Origin of the sequence: Burkholderia sp. Bp8998, from assembly GCF_003854235.1 — a bacterium.
GTDB lineage: Bacteria > Pseudomonadota > Gammaproteobacteria > Burkholderiales > Burkholderiaceae > Burkholderia.
The window spans coordinates 151,643-169,307 of record NZ_QTQF01000004.1 but is presented as its reverse complement, the minus strand read 5'-3'; the positions used below and the strand labels follow the sequence as shown (position 1 = coordinate 169,307).

General features: G+C 68.0%; 18 protein-coding genes. 8 read left to right on the top strand and 10 right to left on the bottom strand.

Annotated elements, in window-relative coordinates; translation table 11 throughout:
* Positions 1-2 precede the first annotated feature (2 nt).
* Positions 3-665 carry a response regulator gene (locus tag DIE06_RS07130; RefSeq protein ID WP_124660785.1) on the bottom strand — a complete coding sequence of 221 codons (663 nt, stop codon included), beginning with the start codon at positions 663-665 and terminating at the stop codon, positions 3-5.
* Positions 666-848: 183 nt separating this feature from the next.
* On the opposite strand from DIE06_RS07130, the gene dacB reads away from it, so the two are divergent.
* The 3 genes from dacB to DIE06_RS07115 all read left to right on the top strand — a co-directional run bounded on the left by dacB (position 849) and on the right by DIE06_RS07115 (position 4,866).
* A complete protein-coding gene (gene dacB / locus DIE06_RS07125; RefSeq protein ID WP_124660784.1) occupies positions 849-2,384 on the top strand; it encodes a D-alanyl-D-alanine carboxypeptidase/D-alanyl-D-alanine-endopeptidase in 1,536 nt (511 codons plus the stop codon).
* A 344-nt stretch (positions 2,385-2,728) separates the two neighbouring features.
* Entirely contained in the window at positions 2,729-3,643 is a 915-nt protein-coding gene (locus DIE06_RS07120; RefSeq protein ID WP_124660783.1) for a sterol desaturase family protein, read from the top strand.
* A gap of 95 nt (positions 3,644-3,738) precedes the next feature.
* Entirely contained in the window at positions 3,739-4,866 is a 1,128-nt protein-coding gene (locus DIE06_RS07115) for an SGNH/GDSL hydrolase family protein (RefSeq protein ID WP_124660782.1), read from the top strand.
* 85 nt (positions 4,867-4,951) lie between these two features.
* On the opposite strand, the gene DIE06_RS07110 is transcribed toward DIE06_RS07115, so the two are convergent.
* The 6 genes from DIE06_RS07110 to pyk form a co-directional block, all read right to left on the bottom strand.
* Positions 4,952-5,980 (bottom strand): L-threonylcarbamoyladenylate synthase, encoded by a 1,029-nt coding sequence (locus DIE06_RS07110; RefSeq protein ID WP_124660781.1) that lies wholly within the window; start codon positions 5,978-5,980, stop codon positions 4,952-4,954.
* 11 nt (positions 5,981-5,991) lie between these two features.
* On the bottom strand, positions 5,992-7,185 hold the full coding sequence (locus DIE06_RS07105) for a 5-(carboxyamino)imidazole ribonucleotide synthase (protein WP_124660780.1): 1,194 nt from the start codon (positions 7,183-7,185) through the stop codon (positions 5,992-5,994).
* An 88-nt stretch (positions 7,186-7,273) separates the two neighbouring features.
* Positions 7,274-7,795, bottom strand: a complete 522-nt coding sequence (gene purE / locus DIE06_RS07100) for a 5-(carboxyamino)imidazole ribonucleotide mutase (RefSeq protein ID WP_124660779.1) — start codon at positions 7,793-7,795, stop codon at positions 7,274-7,276.
* 17 nt (positions 7,796-7,812) lie between these two features.
* Entirely contained in the window at positions 7,813-8,703 is an 891-nt protein-coding gene (locus tag DIE06_RS07095) for a phosphoribosylaminoimidazolesuccinocarboxamide synthase (RefSeq protein ID WP_124499735.1), read from the bottom strand.
* Positions 8,704-8,935: 232 nt separating this feature from the next.
* Positions 8,936-10,000 carry a class II fructose-bisphosphate aldolase gene (fba, locus tag DIE06_RS07090; RefSeq protein WP_014896168.1) on the bottom strand — a complete coding sequence of 355 codons (1,065 nt, stop codon included), beginning with the start codon at positions 9,998-10,000 and terminating at the stop codon, positions 8,936-8,938.
* A 254-nt stretch (positions 10,001-10,254) separates the two neighbouring features.
* Complete coding sequence (pyk, locus tag DIE06_RS07085; RefSeq protein WP_124660778.1) at positions 10,255-11,691, bottom strand: pyruvate kinase; 1,437 nt, start codon at positions 11,689-11,691, stop codon at positions 10,255-10,257.
* Between pyk and DIE06_RS38915 the strand changes: the two genes are divergently transcribed.
* A complete protein-coding gene (locus DIE06_RS38915; protein WP_260433547.1) occupies positions 11,690-11,818 on the top strand; it encodes a hypothetical protein in 129 nt (42 codons plus the stop codon). The two genes, pyk and DIE06_RS38915, sit on opposite strands and share 2 nt — an antisense overlap.
* Positions 11,819-11,975: 157 nt before the next feature.
* On the opposite strand, the gene DIE06_RS07080 is transcribed toward DIE06_RS38915, so the two are convergent.
* The 3 genes from DIE06_RS07080 to DIE06_RS07070 all read right to left on the bottom strand — a co-directional run bounded on the left by DIE06_RS07080 (position 11,976) and on the right by DIE06_RS07070 (position 14,528).
* Complete coding sequence (locus DIE06_RS07080; protein WP_124660777.1) at positions 11,976-13,172, bottom strand: phosphoglycerate kinase; 1,197 nt, start codon at positions 13,170-13,172, stop codon at positions 11,976-11,978.
* 280 nt (positions 13,173-13,452) lie between these two features.
* Positions 13,453-13,776 carry an AzlD domain-containing protein gene (locus DIE06_RS07075; RefSeq protein WP_124660776.1) on the bottom strand — a complete coding sequence of 108 codons (324 nt, stop codon included), beginning with the start codon at positions 13,774-13,776 and terminating at the stop codon, positions 13,453-13,455.
* The gene (locus tag DIE06_RS07070) at positions 13,773-14,528 is read right to left on the bottom strand and encodes an AzlC family ABC transporter permease (RefSeq protein WP_124499731.1); all 756 of its coding nucleotides are present in this window, start codon (positions 14,526-14,528) and stop codon (positions 13,773-13,775) included. The genes DIE06_RS07075 and DIE06_RS07070 overlap by 4 nt, the downstream gene beginning before the upstream one ends.
* Before the next feature lie 206 nt (positions 14,529-14,734).
* Between DIE06_RS07070 and DIE06_RS07065 the strand changes: the two genes are divergently transcribed.
* From DIE06_RS07065 to DIE06_RS07050, 4 genes are all read left to right on the top strand, one after another.
* A complete protein-coding gene (locus DIE06_RS07065) occupies positions 14,735-15,658 on the top strand; it encodes a branched-chain amino acid transaminase (RefSeq protein ID WP_059447778.1) in 924 nt (307 codons plus the stop codon).
* 50 nt (positions 15,659-15,708) lie between these two features.
* Positions 15,709-15,903, top strand: coding sequence for a zinc-finger domain-containing protein (locus DIE06_RS07060; RefSeq protein ID WP_006749970.1), 195 nt, complete (start codon positions 15,709-15,711; stop codon positions 15,901-15,903).
* A 142-nt stretch (positions 15,904-16,045) separates the two neighbouring features.
* A complete protein-coding gene (waaF, locus tag DIE06_RS07055; RefSeq protein ID WP_121859459.1) occupies positions 16,046-17,083 on the top strand; it encodes a lipopolysaccharide heptosyltransferase II in 1,038 nt (345 codons plus the stop codon).
* Positions 17,084-17,198: 115 nt separating this feature from the next.
* Positions 17,199-17,645 carry a nuclear transport factor 2 family protein gene (locus DIE06_RS07050; RefSeq protein ID WP_014896161.1) on the top strand — a complete coding sequence of 149 codons (447 nt, stop codon included), beginning with the start codon at positions 17,199-17,201 and terminating at the stop codon, positions 17,643-17,645.
* Positions 17,646-17,665: the final 20 nt, after the last annotated feature.

Sequence of the window (17,665 nt, the reverse complement as noted above, 5' to 3'; positions counted from 1 at the left end):
CGTCAGCTTTCCTTGACGACCATGTAGCCGAGCCCGCGCACGTTGCGGATCAGGTCCGAACCGAGCTTCTTGCGCAGCGCGTGGATGTAGACCTCGACCGTGTTGCTGCCGATCTCCTCGCCCCAGCCGTACATCTTCTCCTCGAGCTGGCTCTTCGACAGCACCGCGCCGGGCCGCGCGAGCAGCGCCTCGAGCAACGCGAACTCGCGCGCGGACAGTGCGATGGGCGCGCCGTCGAGCGTCACCTGGTGTGACGCGGGATCGAGCGTCAGCGCGCCGTGGCGGATCAACGATTCGCTGCGCCCCGCCTGGCGGCGGATCAGCGCGCGCATCCGCGCGCCCAGTTCGTCGAGGTCGAACGGCTTGACGAGGTAGTCGTCGGCGCCCGCGTCGAGCCCCTTCACGCGATCGGCGACGGCGTCGCGCGCGGTGACGATCAGCACCGGCAGCGACAGCCCGCGCGCGCGCAGCGTGCGCAACACGTCGATGCCGTCACGCTTCGGCAGGCCGAGGTCGAGCAGCAGCAGGTCGTACGTCTCGCTGCCGAGCGCCGTGAGCGCGGCGTCGCCGTCCTGCACCCAGTCGACCGCGAAGCCGTCGGCACGCAACGCCTTGCGTACGCCCTCGGCAATCATTCGATCGTCTTCAACAAGCAGAATCCGCATCGGAGCTGGAACCCATGGGGCGAGTAAGACATGGCGACCATTGTAGCGCCGCGAATTGCGTGCGCCCCCTGCAATGCAACAGAAAGGCGGATTGCAGGGGACGTATCCGCACTTGTCTCTACAATGTGCGCTCCGGCGCTCCGCGCGCCCTGCCCGAGCCCCGTGCTTTTCCCGTATTCGCCCATGCCGATTTCCGATCTTTCCGCCCGGTTCGCCCCCCGCGCCCGCCCCTTCCTGCGTGCGGCCGCCGTCGTCGCCACCTGCACGGCCCTTGCGTTCGCACCGTCCGCACAGGCCCGCAAGAAGTCCCACAAGGAAGCCCGCAAGACCGCCGTGGTGTCGCCGGCCGCGCGCGCGGCCGGCCTGCCGGCGTCCGTGCTGGTCGCGCTGCAGCGCGCGAAGGTGCCGGCATCGGCGATGAGCGTCGTCGTCGAGCGCGTCGGCGATCCCGAGCCGCTGATCGCATGGAACGCGAGCCGGCCAATGCTGCCGGCATCGACGATGAAGCTCGTCACGACCTTCTCGGGCCTGTCGATCCTCGGCCCCGACTTCCGCTGGCGCACCACCGCGTATGCGGACGGCCCGGTCGATCCGGACGGCACGCTGCAGGGCAACCTGTACATCAAGGGCACCGGCGATCCGAAGCTCGTACCGGAGGAACTGATCGACCTCGTCGACAAGATCCGCAAGGCGGGCATCAAGCGCGTGGCTGGCGGCCTCGTGCTCGACAAGAGCTATTTCGCCGCGTCGACGCGCGACCTGCCGTCGTTCGACGACGACGTGAGCGCGCCGTACAACGTCGGCCCCGATCCGCTGCTGTACGCGTTCAAGGCCGTGTCGTTCACGGTGACGCCGGGCGACGACGGCAAGGTGGCCGTCGACGTGCTGCCGCCGCTCGCGAACCTGTCGATCGACAACCAGTTGTACGAAGGCACCGGGTCGTGCGGCGCGGCGGCCGCGGCCGCGCGTCCGACGCTGTCGGCCGGCGGCGGCGGAATCATGACCGCGTCGTTCGCCGGCGACTATCCGCTGCGCTGCGGCGCGTACACCACGAACCTCGCGATCCTCGATCACACGACGTTCTTCGCGCGCGGCTTCCTCGCGCTGTGGCAGCAGGACGGCGGCACGATCACGGGACCGGTCAGCGAAGGCAAGGTGCCGATCACCGCGCGGCCGCTCGCGGTCCATCACAGCCCCGTGCTCGGCAGCATCGTCTACGACATCAACAAGTTCAGCAACAACGTGATGGCGCGCAACCTGTTCCTGACGATCGGCGCGGTCGCCGGCAAGCCGCCCGCGACACCCGAGCAGTCGAGCCGCGCGGTTCACGCGTTCCTGCAGAAGAGCGGAATCGCGATGCCCGACCTCGAGCTCGAAAACGGCTCGGGCCTGTCGCGCGACGAGCACGTGAGCGCGCAGTCGCTCGCCGCACTGCTGCAGGCCGCGAACGCGAGCCCCGTCGCGCAGGCGTTCATCGATTCGCTGCCGATCGCCGGCATCGACGGCACGATGAAGAACCGCCTGACCAACGCCGGCGTGCTCGGCAACGCGCACATCAAGACCGGCACGCTGCGCGACGTGCGCGCGATCGCGGGCTACGTCGCGGGCGCCGACGGCCAGAGCTACATCGTCGTCAGTTTCATCAACGACGATCACGCGGAAGGCGCGCGCGCCGCGCACGACACGCTGCTCGAATGGATCTACGCGGGCGCGCACTGACGGCGCACGCACCGCACCCACGCCCCGCTGTCGGCTCCCGTCGATCGCGGAGCGGCACCACCTGTCGGGGCGCCCCGCCCCCGGGATTTCGCCCCGCGCGGTTTGAAACGACCTCGGCCGCCGATGCGACGCGCACCGCCCGCCAGCTGTACCCATGAAACGGGGCCTCACCGCGCGCCCCCGTTCCGCATGACTTCCGTAGAAACCCTGTCCTCAGAGGGAACCCTCTACGCTGCCCCCTCGCCTAGCGCGTGGCGATTGCGTAGGCTGTTGGCCTGATCGATATCTAAAACGGGCCATACGCCCGGCCTCACGGCTTGCAGGGGAAAGGAGGAGACACGTCCATGCGATTCGACGTCGAATTGCTTCTGCTCGCGCTGGCGCCCGTCTTCCTGCTCTGCATCGCGTGGGAAGCCTGGCACCTCGCCCGCACACGTGCGCACGAGCATGTCTATGCGTGGCGCGACACGCTGTGCAATGCGGCGCTCGCGCTGATGCACCAGGGCGCCGACAAGCTCGCGTGGCTGTTCGTGATCCCCGTTTATGCGTACTGCTACGCACAATTCCGGCTGTTCACGTGGCACGACGGCTGGCTGTCGTTCGCCGTGCTGTTCGTCGGCCAGGATTTCCTCTACTACGTGTTCCATCGCGCGAGCCATCGCGTGCGCTGGCTGTGGGCCGCGCACGTCGTGCACCACTCGTCGGAGCGGATGAATTTCTCGACCGCGTTCCGGCAGAGCCTGATGTATCCCGTCGCGGGCATGTGGGCGTTCTGGCTGCCACTCGCGTTCCTCGGCTTTCCGCCGCAGCAGATCGTCGGCGTCGTGCTGATCAACCTCGCGTTCCAGTTCTTCGTGCACACGCAGGCGATCGGCACGCTCGGCTGGCTCGAATACGTGCTCAACACGCCGTCGATCCATCGCGCGCACCATGCACGCAACCCGCGCTACATCGACCGCAATTACGCAGGTGTGCTCGTGATCTGGGACCGCCTGTTCGGCAGCTACGTCGACGAGGCGCCCGACGATCCGCCGCAATACGGAATCGTCGAGCCGCTGGGCTCGAACAACCCGCTCGTCGCGACGTTTCACGAGTGGGTGTCGATGGCGGCCGACGCGTTGCGCGTCCACGGATGGCGCAACAAGCTGCGCGCGATTTTCGGCCCGCCCGAATGGGCGAGCGCTTATCATGCGCAGATCGCCGAGGCCGCAAACCACGATCCGCGCACCACGCCGCTTGCGGCCGTGCGCGACCAATAAGCCATTTCAGCCAACGGCCGTCGCGCAACCCGAACCTGAGCGGGCACGTGATAGATGCACAATACATCGGGCCATATCTACGAGGAGATCCATCGATGCAGCCACGACAATCCACCCCGTCGCGCAACCGTCAACGCCTGCTGCGCACCGCGCAGGTCGCAATCGCGGGCGCCGCGCTCGCCCTGCTCGCCGCGTGCGGTGGCGGCGACGACAACAACAACAGCGCGTCGAGCACGCCGCCGTCGGGCGTGAAGATGCAGATCGTGTCGTTCGGCGACAGCCTGTCGGACGTCGGTACCTACTCGCAGATCAAGCTCGGCTTCGGCGGCGGCCGCTTCACGACCAACCCCGGCCAGGTGTGGACGCAGGACGTCGCGCAGTACTATGGCGACACGCTGCAGCCCGCGAACCAGGGCGGCTTCGGCATTCCGCTGCAGGCGACGGGTGGCCTCGGCTACGCACAGGGCGGCTCGCGCGTGACGCTGCAGCCGGGCATCGGCCACGCGGCGCCGAGCGTGCCGAATCCCGACTACGCGCAGGCAACCACGACGCCGATCGCCGACCAGGTCAAGCAGTACCTGACACAGCACGGCAGCTTCAACGCCGGCCAGATCGTGCTGCTCAACGGCGGCGCGAACGACATCTTCTATCAGGTCGCGGCCCTGCAGGCAGGCGCCATCACGCCGGTGCAATTGCAGCAGAACATCGGCGCGGCCGCGCAGCAGCTCGCCGGCCTGGTGCAGCAGATCATCGCGGCCGGCGCGACGCACGTGTTCGTGTCGAACGTGCCGGATATCGGCGGTACGCCGCTCGCGCTGCAAGGCGGCACGCAGACGACGCTCACGCAACTGTCGATGCTGTTCAACGGCACGTTCGCCGCCACGCTGGCAGCGCTCAAGGTCGACACGACCAAATACGTGCTGCTCGATACGTTCACGTGGCAGGACGGCATCCTCGCGAACTACCAGGCCAACGGCTTCTCGGTGTCGAACACCGATACCGCGTGCAACCTGAAGGCGATGATCGCGGCCGCCACCCAGTACGGCGTCGCGAACCCGAGCGCCTTCGGCCAGTCGCTGTTCTGCTCGCCGCAGACCTACACGACCGCGAACGCGGACCAGACCTACATGTTCGCCGACACGGTCCACCCGACCACGCACCTGCACGCGCTGTTCGCCCAGTTCGCCCAGTCGAAGATCGCGGCGTCGGGCGTCGGCAAGTAAGCCGCCGGGCACGCGCACAAACGAAAACGCCCGACCGGTTCGCCGGTCGGGCGTTTTTTCGTTCCGGACGATGCTTAACGCTGCATCAGTCGCGCGCCTCGAACGCCGCGGCCGCACGACCGAGACGATCGTTGACCGCGATCCACTCGACGGTCTCGGGCAACTTCTCGACGAGGATGCGTGCGACCTGCGCACGGTCGAGCGCGCGCAGCATGCCGTACAAATCGCGCGCATACGCCTGCGGATCTTCCGGCGCCGCGACGAAATGCACGCCGTCGGCCTGCGCCCAGTGTCCCGCGCGCGACGCGCGTGCGACGAGCGCGACGCGTTCGCCGTCGGTCTGCGCGGCCGCGAGCAGCGGCTCGAGCGCTTCGAACGGCAGCAGCGCGAGCGGCGTGCTCGGTGCGTAATGCGCCTTCAGCGTGCCGGACGCCCGCGGCGCGGTCGCGTCGCTGCCGTCGGGCAGGCGCGGCGCACGGCCGAGCACGTCGGCGATCTGCTGCGGCGTCACATGGCCCGGGCGCAGCAGCGCAGGGAAGCCGCGCGACAGGTCGAGGATCGTCGATTCGATGCCGACTTCGGACGGACCGCCGTCGAGCACGTGGACGGTATCGCCGAATTCGTCGCGCACGTGCTGGGCGGTGGTCGGGCTCACATGACCGAAGCGGTTCGCGGACGGTGCAGCCACGCCGCCGTGGCCGCCGCGCCGCGCGCTGAACGCGGCCAGCAGCGCCTGCGCGACCGGATGCGACGGACAGCGCAGGCCGACCGAATCCTGGCCGCCGCTCACGGCATCCGGAATGCGCGCATGGCGCTTCAGGATCAGCGTCAGCGGACCCGGCCAGAACGCATCGATCAGCGCCTGCGCATCGGCCGGCAGATCGTCGGCCCAATAGCCCGGATCGCCGCCGGGCGGCAGATGCACGATCACCGGATGGTTCGCCGGGCGCCCTTTCGCCGCATAGATGCGTGCGACGGCCTCCGGATTCGCCGCGTCGCCGCCGAGCCCGTACACGGTTTCGGTCGGGAATGCGACGAGTTGCCCCGCGTCGAGCAGCGCGGCAGCCGCGTCGATCTGCGCGGGTGTCACGGCGTTCGGGAGATCGATGGCCATCGGCGGGTGCCTCAGTCGAGCGGCACGCGCAGCAGCTGCGCACACGCGGTGGCAGCGGCGACGGCGTCGTCGCGCGTCTCGGCCGTGAAGTTCACGTGGCCCATCTTGCGGCCGACGCGCGCTTCTTCCTTGCCGTACAGGTGCAGGTGCGCGGCCGGCATCGCGGCGACCGTGTCCCACGGCGGCGTGACGGCATCGGCCGCGCCATTCGGGAACCACACGTCGCCGAGGATGTTCAGCATCGCGGCCGGCGAGTGCTGGCGCGGGTTGCCGAGCGGCATGCGCGTCATCGCGCGCACCTGCTGCTCGAACTGGCTCGTTGCGCACGCATCGACCGTGTAGTGGCCGGAGTTGTGCGGGCGCGGCGCCATTTCGTTCGCGACGAACGAGCCGTCTTCCAGCACGAAGAATTCGACGCACAGCACGCCGACGTAGCCGAGCGTATCGGCGATCCGGACGGCCGCCTGCTGCGCCTCTTCGACACGCGCGGCATCGGCGGCCGGCGCCGGCACGACGGTCAGCGCGAGGATGCCGTTGTGATGCACGTTCTGCGCGAGCGGGAACGCGGCCGAGCGGCCGTCCGCGCCGCGCGCGATCAGCGCGGACACTTCGTATTTCAGCGGCAGGCGCTTCTCGAGCACGCACGGCACGCCGCCGAGCGACGCATGCGCGTCGCGCGCTTCCCGTGCGGTATTCACGCGCACCTGGCCCTTGCCGTCGTAGCCGAGGCGCGCCGTCTTCAGGATGCCCGGCAGCACCGCGTCGAGCGCGGCATCGTCGAGCGCGGCGAGTGCCGCCGCCGATTCGATCACGACGTGCGGCGCGACCGGCACGCCGGACGCCTCGATGAACCGCTTCTCCGCGATCCGGTCCTGCGCGACCGCGACGCAGCGGCCGGCCGGCGCGACGAACGTCGTGCGCGCGAGGAAATCGAGGCTTGCGGCCGGCACGTTCTCGAATTCCGTCGACACGGCATCGCACAGTTCGGCCAGTTCGGCGAGCGCGGCTTCGTCGTCGTAGGCCGCGCGCAGGTGACGGTCGGCAACCGCGCCGGCGGGGCTCGTCGGATCGGGATCGAGCACGGCGACGCGATAGCCCATCGACTGGGCGGCAAAGCAGAACATGCGGCCGAGCTGGCCACCGCCGACCATGCCCAGCCACGCGCCGGGCAGGATCGGGGAAACGGAATCAGGAGTTGCGGTCATGTCAGTGGTCGGTCGCGGCGGGCGCTGCCCGCCGCAGTGGGGAAGGTCAGGCGGCCGCTGAAATGACAGTGCGGCCGCCGGTGTGCCGTCATGCGAGCGGCGGCAGCACCATCGCGTGCGCGGCTTCGTTCTGGCGCACGCGGAACGCGGCGAGCCGGTTCGCGTAATCGATCGACGTGCCGGACAGGATCGACACCGCGAACAGCGCGGCGTTCGCCGCGCCGGCCTCGCCGATCGCGAACGTCGCGACCGGCACGCCCTTCGGCATCTGCACGATCGAGTGCAGCGAATCGACGCCCTTCAGGTACTTGCTCGCGACCGGCACGCCGAGCACCGGCACCGTGGTCTTCGCGGCCAGCATGCCGGGCAGGTGCGCGGCACCGCCGGCGCCTGCGATGATCGCGCGCAGCCCGCGCTCGCGCGCCTTCTCCGCATAGTCGAACATCTCGTCGGGCATCCGGTGCGCGGACACGACCTTCGCTTCGTACGGCACGCCGAATTCCTGCAGGATCGCGACCGCGTTCTTCATCACGTCCCAGTCGGAACTCGAACCCATCAGCACGCCGACGAGCGGCGCGCTGTGCGTGTGGGCAGTCTGGACTTCACTCATTTCGTGCGTTCCTTCCGTCAGGCGAGCGGCTGGCCGGTGATGCGCTCGAGCGCTTCCTGGTACTTCGCGGCCGTCTTCTCGACGACGTCGGCCGGCAGCGCCGGTGCCGGCGCGGTCTTGCCCCACGGCTGCGCCTCGAGCCAGTCGCGCACGAACTGCTTGTCGAACGACGGCGGGTTGGTGCCGACCTGGTACTGGTCGGCCGGCCAGAAGCGCGACGAATCGGCCGTCAGCACTTCGTCCATCAGGTACAGCTTGCCGTGGTTGTCGAGGCCGAATTCGAACTTCGTGTCGGCGATGATGATGCCGCGCGTCGCCGCGTAGTCGGCCGCTTCCTTGTAGAGCTTGATCGAGATGTCGCGGATCGTCGCGGCCAGCTCGGTGCCGATGCGGCGCTCGGTTTCCTCGAACGTGATGTTCTCGTCGTGCTCGCCGAGCTCGGCCTTCGCGGCCGGCGTGAAGATCGGCTCGGGCAGCTTCTGCGCGTTCTGCAGGCCTTCCGGCAGCTGCACGCCGCACACGGCGCCCGATGCCTGGTATTCCTTCCAGCCGCTGCCGGCCAGGTAGCCGCGCACGACCGCCTCGATCATGATCGGCTCGAGGCGCTTGACGACCGCGGCGCGGCCCTTGACCTGCTCGACCTCGTCGGCCGCGACGACCGCTTCCGGCGCGTCGCCCGTCAGGTGGTTCGGCACGATGTGCGCGAGCTTGTCGAACCAGAAGTTCGCCATCTGGTTCAGCACGCGGCCCTTGTTCGGAATCGGCTCGCCCATGATCACGTCGAATGCCGACAGGCGATCGGTCGTGACGATCAGGAGCTTGTCGTTGCCGACCGCGTAGTTGTCGCGGACCTTGCCGCGACCGAGGAGCGGCAGCGAGCGGAGCGTGGATTCGTAAAGGGTAGACATCGTCTTTTCGCAGATAAGGAGCCAAACAAAAAGGGAAACGCCGTTCCCCGCGGCAGGCGGGAACGGCGGTCTTGCAATGCGTCGGCAACCGGCGGGCGATCGCGCCCGTCGGTTGCCGGCCGGCCCTCGTTCGGCCGGACGGAACGACTGCCGGGGCCGGATCGGATCGGGCCCCCAAGGCAGTCAGCCCCGGCCCGGCGGAAGCACCGGGCGGGGCAATCGTACTACAGTCTTACCGCACGACCTGCGCGAGCGCGCCGGACTTGTACTGTTCGGCGATCTTGTCGAGCGACACCGGCTTGATCTTCGCGGCCTGGCCTTCGCAGCCGAACGCGAGGTAGCGGTCGACGCACACCTGCTTCGCCGCTTCGCGCGCGGGCTTGAGGTAGTCGCGCGGATCGAACTTGCCCGGGTTCTCGAACAGGTAGCGGCGGATCGCGCCGGTGATCGCGAGACGCAGGTCGGTGTCGATGTTGATCTTGCGCACGCCGTGCTTGATGCCTTCCTGGATTTCCTCGACCGGCACGCCGTAGGTTTCCTTCATGTCGCCGCCGAATTCGCGGATCTCGGCCAGCAGTTCCTGCGGCACCGACGACGAACCGTGCATCACCAGGTGCGTGTTCGGGATGCGTGCGTGGATTTCCTTGATGCGCTGGATCGACAGGATGTCGCCCGTCGGCTTCTTCGAGAACTTGTACGCGCCGTGCGACGTGCCGATCGCGATCGCGAGCGCGTCACACTGCGTGAGCTTCACGAAGTCGGCGGCCTGCTCCGGATCGGTCAGCAGCTGCTCGCGGGTCATCGTGCCTTCCGCGCCGTGGCCGTCTTCCTTGTCGCCCTTCATCGTCTCGAGCGAGCCCAGCACGCCGAGTTCGGCTTCGACCGTCACGCCGATCGAGTGCGCCATCTCGACGACCTTGCGCGACACGTCGACGTTGTATTCGTACGAGGCGACCGTCTTGCCGTCGGCTTCGAGCGAACCGTCCATCATCACGCTGGTGAAGCCGCTGCGGATCGCGCCCATGCAGACCGCCGGCGACTGGCCGTGGTCCTGGTGCATCACGACCGGGATGTGCGGATACGACTCGACCGCCGCTTCGATCAGGTGGCGCAGGAACGGCTCGCCCGCGTACTTACGCGCGCCGGCCGATGCCTGCATGATCACGGGCGCGCCGACCTGGTCCGCTGCCGCCATGATCGCCTGGACCTGCTCCAGGTTGTTCACGTTGAAGGCCGGCAGGCCGTAACCGTGCTCTGCCGCGTGGTCCAGCAATTGACGCATTGATACGAGAGGCATTGTGGAACTCCTTGGAATGAAAACCGGTGCGCCCTGACGCCGGCGCGGCGCTCGTGCCCGGCTGAACCGGGGCGGCACGGCGCGGCTGAGCGTCGAATAGCCGCATTTTATCGCGAAGCGCCTCCGATTCCGACCGCCCGGTGGCGCCTACTCGCATTTTGTTACCTTCGCACGGCACAATGCGGGCAAAAAACAGAAAAAAAGCCGCGCGGGGCTTCGGACCCCGCGCGGCTTTCGTCAAAAACGGTGCCCGATCAGTAATGCTCGCCGACCCGCACGATCTTCAGCGTGTTGGTGCCACCCGCCTGCCCCATCGGCTCGCCGACGGTCAGCACGACCATGTCGCCGTGCTGCACGTAGCCCTGCTTGACGACCATCTCGAGCGCGGCCTGCAGCGCGGCGTCGCGGTCGCTGTTGAATTCGACGTGCAGCGGCGTCACGTTGCGGTACAGCGCCATCGTGCGCTCGCTGCCGACGCGCGGCGTCAGCGCAAAGATCGGCACGTGCGTGTAGTGACGCGACATCCACAGCGCGGTCGCGCCCGATTCGGTCAGCGCGACGATCGCCTTCGCACCCAGGTGATAGGCGGTGAACAGCGCGCCCATCGCGATCGACTGGTCGATCCGCGTGAACGTGCGATCGAGGAAATCCTTGTCCAGCTCGACGTGCTCGGACTTTTCCGCCTCGACGCACACGGCCGCCATCGTCTCGATCGTGACGACCGGGTACTTGCCGGCGGCCGTCTCGGCCGACAGCATCACCGCGTCGGTGCCGTCGAGCACCGCGTTCGCGACGTCCGACACTTCCGCGCGGGTCGGCACGGGCGCGTGGATCATCGATTCCATCATCTGCGTCGCGGTGATCACGAGCTTGTTCGACTCGCGCGCCATTCGGATCATGCGCTTCTGCAGCGCCGGCACGGCCGCGTTGCCGACTTCCACCGCCAGGTCGCCGCGCGCGACCATGATGCCGTCGGACGCGTCGAGGATGCTCTGCAGCGCCGGAATCGCCTCCGCGCGCTCGATCTTCGCGATCATCTTCGGCTTGATGCCGTACGGCGCGCCCGCGATGTTCGCGAGCTGGCGCGCCATTTCCATGTCGGTCGCGTTCTTCGGGAACGACACCGCGACGAGATCCGCGCCAAGCGACATCGCCGTGCGGATGTCCTCCATGTCCTTCGCGGTCAGTGCGGGCGCCGACAGGCCGCCGCCCTGGCGGTTGATCCCCTTGTTGTTCGACAGCTCCCCGCCCACCTTGACGATCGTGTGGATCTCGTCGCCGAGCACGCGCTCGACGGTCAGCACGATCAGGCCGTCGTTCAGCAGCAGCAGGTCGCCCGGCTTCAGGTCGCGCGGCAGTTCCTTGTAGTCGAGGCCGACCCGCTCGTCGTTGCCGAGCTCGCAGCCCGCGTCGAGGATGAAGGCCTGGCCCGGCACGAGCGTCGTCTTGCCGTTCTCGAACTTGCCGACGCGGATCTTCGGGCCCTGGAGGTCGGCCATGATCGCGATCTCGCGGCCGACCCTGCGGGCGGCCTCGCGCACCATCTCGGCGCGCTGGCGGTGATCGTCGGCCGTACCGTGCGAAAAATTGAGCCGCACGACGTCGAGGCCCGCCTGCATCATCTGCAGCAGAATCTCCGGCGAACTGGAAGCCGGGCCGATCGTGGCGACTATCTTGGTGGCGCGCTGCATGAAACTCCTCATCTGGATCAAGGTGGATGCGCTGGGTGAAACGCTGCGAGAGCCGGAATCGGCGGGCCCAGCGGCTGCCGTTCCGGTGGGCGTGCCGGTGCTTGCGCCCGGCATCGCTTTGTTCTGAATCTCGTGGTGTTGCACGGCCGCGTCGCCGGCGGCCGCCGGTGCGCGCGGGGTCGAGTTCGCCCGCGCGGGCGCGCGTTTGCTCTTGCCCGCGCCGGCCGGCTGCTCCGCCTTCGCGGAGCGCGCGGCCCTCGTCACCCCTGCGCGCGCCGCCACGCTCAGGCCGCCCGCGTTTCCAGCACTTCCACCGCCGGCAGCTTCTTCCCCTCGAGGAACTCGAGGAAGGCGCCGCCGCCCGTCGAGATGTAGCTGACCTGGTCATGGATGCCGTACTTCGCGATGGCCGCGAGCGTGTCGCCGCCGCCCGCGATCGAGAACGCGGACGATTTGGCGATCGCTTCCGCGAGCGTCTTGGTGCCGTTGCCGAACTGGTCGAACTCGAACACGCCGACCGGGCCGTTCCACACGATCGTGCCGGCCTTCTCGAGCTGGCTGGCGAGCGCGCGGGCCGTATCCGGGCCGATGTCGAGGATCATGTCGTCCGCTTCGATGTCGGCGACCTGCTTCACCGTGGCCGCGGCCGTCGGCGAGAATTCCTTCGCGGTGACGACGTCGGTCGGGATCGGCACCGATGCGCCGCGCTCGCGCGCTTCGTCGATGATCGCCTTCGCCTCGTCGACGAGGTCGGCTTCCGCGAGCGACTTGCCGATCGACAGGCCGGCCGCGAGCATGAACGTGTTCGCGATGCCGCCGCCGACGATCAGCTGGTCGACCTTGCCGGCCAGCGACTTCAGGATGGTCAGCTTGGTCGACACCTTCGAACCGGCGACGATCGCGACGAGCGGACGCGCCGGGTTGCCGAGCGCCTTGCCGAGCGCGTCGAGTTCGGCGGCCAGCAGCGGGCCCGCGCACGCGACCGGCGCGTACTTCGCGATCCCGTGGGTGGTCGCTTCCGCGCGGTGCGCGGTGCCGAACGCGTCGTTCACGTACACGTCGCAGAGCTTCGCCATCTTCTGCGCGAGCTCGTCCGAATTCTTCTTCTCACCCTTGTTCACGCGGCAGTTCTCGAGCAGCACGACCTGGCCCGGCGCGACGTTCACGCCGTTCTCGACCCAGTTCGAGACGAGCGGCACGTCGCGGCCGAGCAGTTCGGCGAGGCGCTTCGCGACCGGCGCGAGCGAGTCTTCCGGCTTGAATTCGCCTTCGGTCGGACGGCCGAGGTGCGACGTGACCATCACGGCCGCGCCGGCGTCGAGCGCGGCCTGGATGGCCGGCACGGACGCGCGCACGCGCGTGTCTTCGGTGATGTTGCCGTGATCGTCCTGCGGGACGTTCAGGTCGGCGCGGATGAACACCCGCTTGCCGGCGAGCTGGCCGGCGGCGATCAGGTCGGTAAGACGCTTGACTTGGCTCATGTTGAACAGATTGAAGTAGTGGATGGGGAAAGGGGGTTCACGCTGGACGTGCGCGGGCTGCCGCGAAAGGGCGCCGGATGCGGCCGTGGCTGGCGGTTCGCATGACGCGCACGGGTAAAAAATCTCGAACGGGCATTCTAGCCGATCCATCCGGCAGACTGACCCGTGCTGCGGCGAATTCCGCCTATTTGGGATCGCCCGCGGCCGTCGACACATTGCCGCAATGCAACAATGCGTGCGCGAAATCGGCCGGCGCCCGGCCGGCCGGCACGGCGATTCGTCAGAAGATCACGCGCAGCAGGGTAAAGACGAGCATCCCGACGATGATCGTACCGAGCATGCTGCGCCGCCACAAGAACCAGCCGAGGCCGGCGAGCGCCGCGTAGAACGGATGGTTGGACAGCGCGAACGACAGCCCGGCCGGCGTCTCGAGCACGTCGGGCAGCACGACCGCGACGAGCGCGGCGGCCGGTGCGTAGCGCAGCGCGCGCTGCGCGCGCTCGGGCAGCACGGTGCGCTCGCCGCCGAGCAGGAACAGCGCGCGTGTGACGGCCGTGACGATCGTCATCCCGACGATCACGATCCAGATTTCCGTCGCGCTCATTCGATTTCCTTTTCGTGCACGGTTTCGGTGCGGATGCGGCGCCAGTCGGCGCGTTCGACGAAGAAATCGGCCATGCTGCCGGCCGCGAGCGCGGCCAGCACCGCGATCGGCAGCGCAAGCCGGTACGGCAGGTCGAACGCGACCAGCGACACGATGCCCGCGACCGCGACGGCCGCGAGCGTCGAGCGGTTCGCGACCGCCGACACCATGATCGGGATCAGCGCGAGCGTGCCGGCCAGCTCCAGCCCCCAGCTCGCGGGAAAGAAACTCGCGAGCAGGATGCCGGCGAGCGACGACACCTGCCACGACGCCCAGCTCGCGAGCGCCATCCCCCAGAAGTACGCCTCCTTGCCCGGCACGTGGCCGTACGCGAAGCCCTGTTTCTGGAACAGCAGGTAGATCACGTCGCCATTGAAATAGCCGATCGCGAGGCGTCGCCACAGCGGCAGGTAGGAAAAATGGGGAGCAAGCCCGGCGCTGAAGATCACGAAGCGCAGGTTGACCATCGCGGCCGTGAGCAGGATCGTCCAGATCGGCAGCTTCGCGACGAGGAGCGGCAGCACCGCGAGCTGCGACGAGCCCGCGTAGACGAAGATCGACATCGCGCTCGCCTGCCCGAGCGTCATCACCGACTTGCTCATCGCGATGCCGGTGACGAGCCCCCAGGACAGGATCGCCATCAGTGTCGGGGAATAGTCGCGCGCGCCCTGGATCAGCGCGAAGCGGTCGGTGGCGGACAATCGAGCGAGCATGGGAAAGCGGGCCGCGGCGGGCGGTTCGTCCGGGCTCCGGCGTCTCCCGCCGGCACGGCCCGTCGTTATTGGAATCGGTGCCGGACGATTATAGCCCCGGCCCTGCGCCGACCGACCGGACCGGCACCAAATGACGCTAAAATAACCGTCTTTCCGGTTCAACGCCGCACACAACCCGCTGTACCACTGCTTCCCAGGAGAATCCTATGTCAATGGCCGACCGCGACGGCAAGATCTGGATGGACGGCAAGCTGATCGACTGGCGCGACGCCAAGATCCACGTCCTGACCCATACGCTGCACTACGGCATGGGCGTCTTCGAGGGCGTGCGCGCGTACAAGACGGCCGACGGCAGCACCGCGATTTTCCGCCTGCGCGAGCACACCAAACGTCTGCTGAATTCGGCGAAGATCTTCCAGATGGACGTGCCGTTCGACCGGGAAACGCTCGAAGCCGCGCAGCTCGAAGTCGTGCGCGAGAACAAGCTCGAGTCGTGCTACCTGCGCCCGATCATCTGGGTCGGCTCGGAAAAGCTCGGCGTGTCGGCGAAGGGCAACACGATCCACGTCGCGATCGCCGCATGGCCGTGGGGCGCGTACCTCGGCGAGGACGGCCTCGCGAAGGGCATCCGCGTGAAGACGTCGTCGTTCACGCGCCACCACGTGAACGTGTCGATGGTGCGAGCGAAGGCATCGGGCTGGTACGTGAACTCGATCCTCGCGAACCAGGAAGCGACCGCCGACGGCTACGACGAAGCGCTGCTGCTCGACGTCGACGGCTACGTGTCGGAAGGCTCCGGCGAGAACTTCTTCCTGGTGAACAACGGCAAGCTGTACACGCCCGACCTGTCGTCGTGCCTCGACGGCATCACGCGCGACACGATCATCACGCTGGCGAAGGACGCCGGCATCGAGGTGATCGAGAAGCGCATCACGCGCGACGAGGTCTACACGGCCGACGAAGCGTTCTTCACGGGCACGGCCGCCGAAGTCACGCCGATCCGCGAACTCGACAACCGCACGATCGGCAGCGGCGCGCGCGGCCCGGTCACGGAAAAGCTCCAGTCGGCATTTTTCGATATCGTGTCGGGCAAGAACGCGAAGTACGCGCACTGGCTGACGAAGGTCTGAGTGCGCTGCGCCACCGACCGCCCCACAAAAGAGTGATAAGAGAAAGTCTCATGAGTGAAATCAAGGAAATGCCGCTGGTCGAGCTGACGGCCAAGGATCTCCCCGCCTACTGCCCGAACCCGGCTATGGCGCGCTGGAGCGCGCACCCGCGCGTCTTCATCGACGTCTCGCACGGCGAGGCGCGCTGCCCGTACTGCGGCACGCGCTACAAGCTGCGCGACGGCGAGGTGGTCAAGGGCCATTGAGCCCCCGGCCGGCCGGGCCCGCGGGCCCGCCGCTCGCGAGGCGGTGCAGCCGGAGGCCCGGCGCGCCGCCCTTTTCCTGTTCTGACAACCCGAACGCGGTGCATGCGCGCCGTGCTTCATTACGACATCGGAAGTCGACCTGATGCGTCGAGCGCTGGTTATCGCACCGAACTGGATCGGTGACGCATTGATGGCGCAGCCGCTTTTTGCGCTGCTGAAGAAGCTCCATCCCCGCATCGCGATCGATGCCGTCGCACCCACCTGGGTCGCGCCCGTGCTCGAGCGGATGCCCGAGATCCACGATGTCTACGCGACCGACCTCGCGCACGGCAAGCTGCAGCTGCTGCGCCGCTGGCAACTCGCGAGCGACCTGCGCGACGTCGGCTACGACGCGGCGTACGTGCTGCCGAATTCGCTGAAGTCCGCGGTGATCCCGTGGCTCGCGAACATCCCGCTGCGGATCGGTTACACGGGCGAGCACCGCTACGGCCTGCTGAACGTGCGGCACGCGAACCCCGACAAGTCGGCCGAGCGTCCGCCGATGACGACCCACTACGCGGCGCTCGCGTATGCGCCGGGCGCGAAGCTGCCCGAGTCGATGAAGACGCTGCCCGCGCCGCGCCTCGACGCCGACCTGAACGAGACGGCGCGCGTGTCCGCACGTTTCAATCTCGACACGCGCAAGCCGCTCGTCGTGTTCTGCCCCGGCGCGGAATACGGCCCGGCCAAGCGCTGGCCGCCCGAGCATTTCGCGACGCTCGCGACGATCGTTCACCAGTCGTTCCCGTACACGCAGATCGTCGCGCTCGGCTCGCAGAAGGACGCTGCCGCCGCGCAGGCGATCGCCGACCACGCGCCGAACGTGCGCAACCTGTGCGGGCAGACGTCGCTGTCCGAGGCGTGCGCGCTGATCGCGCGCGCGAATGCGGTCGTGACCAACGATTCGGGGCTGATGCACGTCGCCGCCGCGCTGCGCCGGCCGCTCGTCGCCCTGTACGGATCGACCGATCCGCGCCACACCCCTCCGCTGTCGGAGCTGGCGAAGGTACAATGGTTGCATCTCGAATGCAGTCCCTGCTTCGAACGCGAGTGCCCGCTCGGCCATCTGAACTGCCTGCGCGAACTCGGTCCCGAGCAGGTATTCGGCGATTTGCGCGGCATGCTCGTCGGGCAGCGCTGACCCTGACCGGCAGCGTCGCACGACGCGCCGGGCAATCCGATTCACCGGTGTACGGCGGCTCCACCCGGGCCGCCGTGCTGAATACGGCGCGCGACGCGCGCGAGAGATAACCCCGATGCCACGTTTTGCCCGCCTTTTCGAAGCCGCTGCCGATACGCTGAACGCCTACTATCAGGCCGTCGCCGATGCCAATCTCGACGCGCTGCTGGGTTTGTGGATCGACGAGGACTTCGCCAGCTGCGTCTGGGCCGACGGCGAGCATCTGCACGGCCTCGACCAGATCCGCAGCGGGCTGGCCAACCGGCTCGCGACGCGTCCCGTGACGATCGAACCGCTCGACATCCGCGTATACGACAGTCTCGGCACCGTCGTCTACACGATCGCCGAAGCGCATCAGCAGGCCGACCTGACGGCCGAGCCGGACATGGTTTTCGCGACGTACGTAATGATTCACGAACGCGGCGAGTGGCGCATCGCGCATATTCACGCGAGCCTGATTCCTGAACAAGCGGCCGGACAATTCGCCGCGAAGATCCGTCACGGGCAGGGTCCGCTGCACTGACGAAGAACGAAGCAACGCAT

Excerpts from the sequence above, each read along its gene's own strand:
- pyk (WP_124660778.1), bottom strand. The coding sequence starts at position 11,691 with ATGCAGCGCGCCACCAAGATAGTCGCCACGATCGGCCCGGCTTCCAGT.
- DIE06_RS07115 (WP_124660782.1), top strand. The coding sequence starts at position 3,739 with ATGCAGCCACGACAATCCACCCCGTCGCGCAACCGTCAACGCCTGCTG.
- DIE06_RS07095 (WP_124499735.1), bottom strand. The coding sequence starts at position 8,703 with ATGTCTACCCTTTACGAATCCACGCTCCGCTCGCTGCCGCTCCTCGGT.
- DIE06_RS07075 (WP_124660776.1), bottom strand. The coding sequence starts at position 13,776 with ATGAGCGCGACGGAAATCTGGATCGTGATCGTCGGGATGACGATCGTC.
- DIE06_RS07120 (WP_124660783.1), top strand. The coding sequence starts at position 2,729 with ATGCGATTCGACGTCGAATTGCTTCTGCTCGCGCTGGCGCCCGTCTTC.
- DIE06_RS07065 (WP_059447778.1), top strand. The coding sequence starts at position 14,735 with ATGTCAATGGCCGACCGCGACGGCAAGATCTGGATGGACGGCAAGCTG.
- purE (WP_124660779.1), bottom strand. The coding sequence starts at position 7,795 with ATGAGTGAAGTCCAGACTGCCCACACGCACAGCGCGCCGCTCGTCGGC.
- waaF (WP_121859459.1), top strand. The coding sequence starts at position 16,046 with ATGCGTCGAGCGCTGGTTATCGCACCGAACTGGATCGGTGACGCATTG.
- DIE06_RS07080 (WP_124660777.1), bottom strand. The coding sequence starts at position 13,172 with ATGAGCCAAGTCAAGCGTCTTACCGACCTGATCGCCGCCGGCCAGCTC.
- DIE06_RS07070 (WP_124499731.1), bottom strand. The coding sequence starts at position 14,528 with ATGCTCGCTCGATTGTCCGCCACCGACCGCTTCGCGCTGATCCAGGGC.
- DIE06_RS07050 (WP_014896161.1), top strand. The coding sequence starts at position 17,199 with ATGCCACGTTTTGCCCGCCTTTTCGAAGCCGCTGCCGATACGCTGAAC.
- fba (WP_014896168.1), bottom strand. The coding sequence starts at position 10,000 with ATGCCTCTCGTATCAATGCGTCAATTGCTGGACCACGCGGCAGAGCAC.
- dacB (WP_124660784.1), top strand. The coding sequence starts at position 849 with ATGCCGATTTCCGATCTTTCCGCCCGGTTCGCCCCCCGCGCCCGCCCC.
- DIE06_RS07060 (WP_006749970.1), top strand. The coding sequence starts at position 15,709 with ATGAGTGAAATCAAGGAAATGCCGCTGGTCGAGCTGACGGCCAAGGAT.
- DIE06_RS07110 (WP_124660781.1), bottom strand. The coding sequence starts at position 5,980 with ATGGCCATCGATCTCCCGAACGCCGTGACACCCGCGCAGATCGACGCG.
- DIE06_RS38915 (WP_260433547.1), top strand. The coding sequence starts at position 11,690 with ATGAAACTCCTCATCTGGATCAAGGTGGATGCGCTGGGTGAAACGCTG.
- DIE06_RS07130 (WP_124660785.1), bottom strand. The coding sequence starts at position 665 with ATGCGGATTCTGCTTGTTGAAGACGATCGAATGATTGCCGAGGGCGTA.
- DIE06_RS07105 (WP_124660780.1), bottom strand. The coding sequence starts at position 7,185 with ATGACCGCAACTCCTGATTCCGTTTCCCCGATCCTGCCCGGCGCGTGG.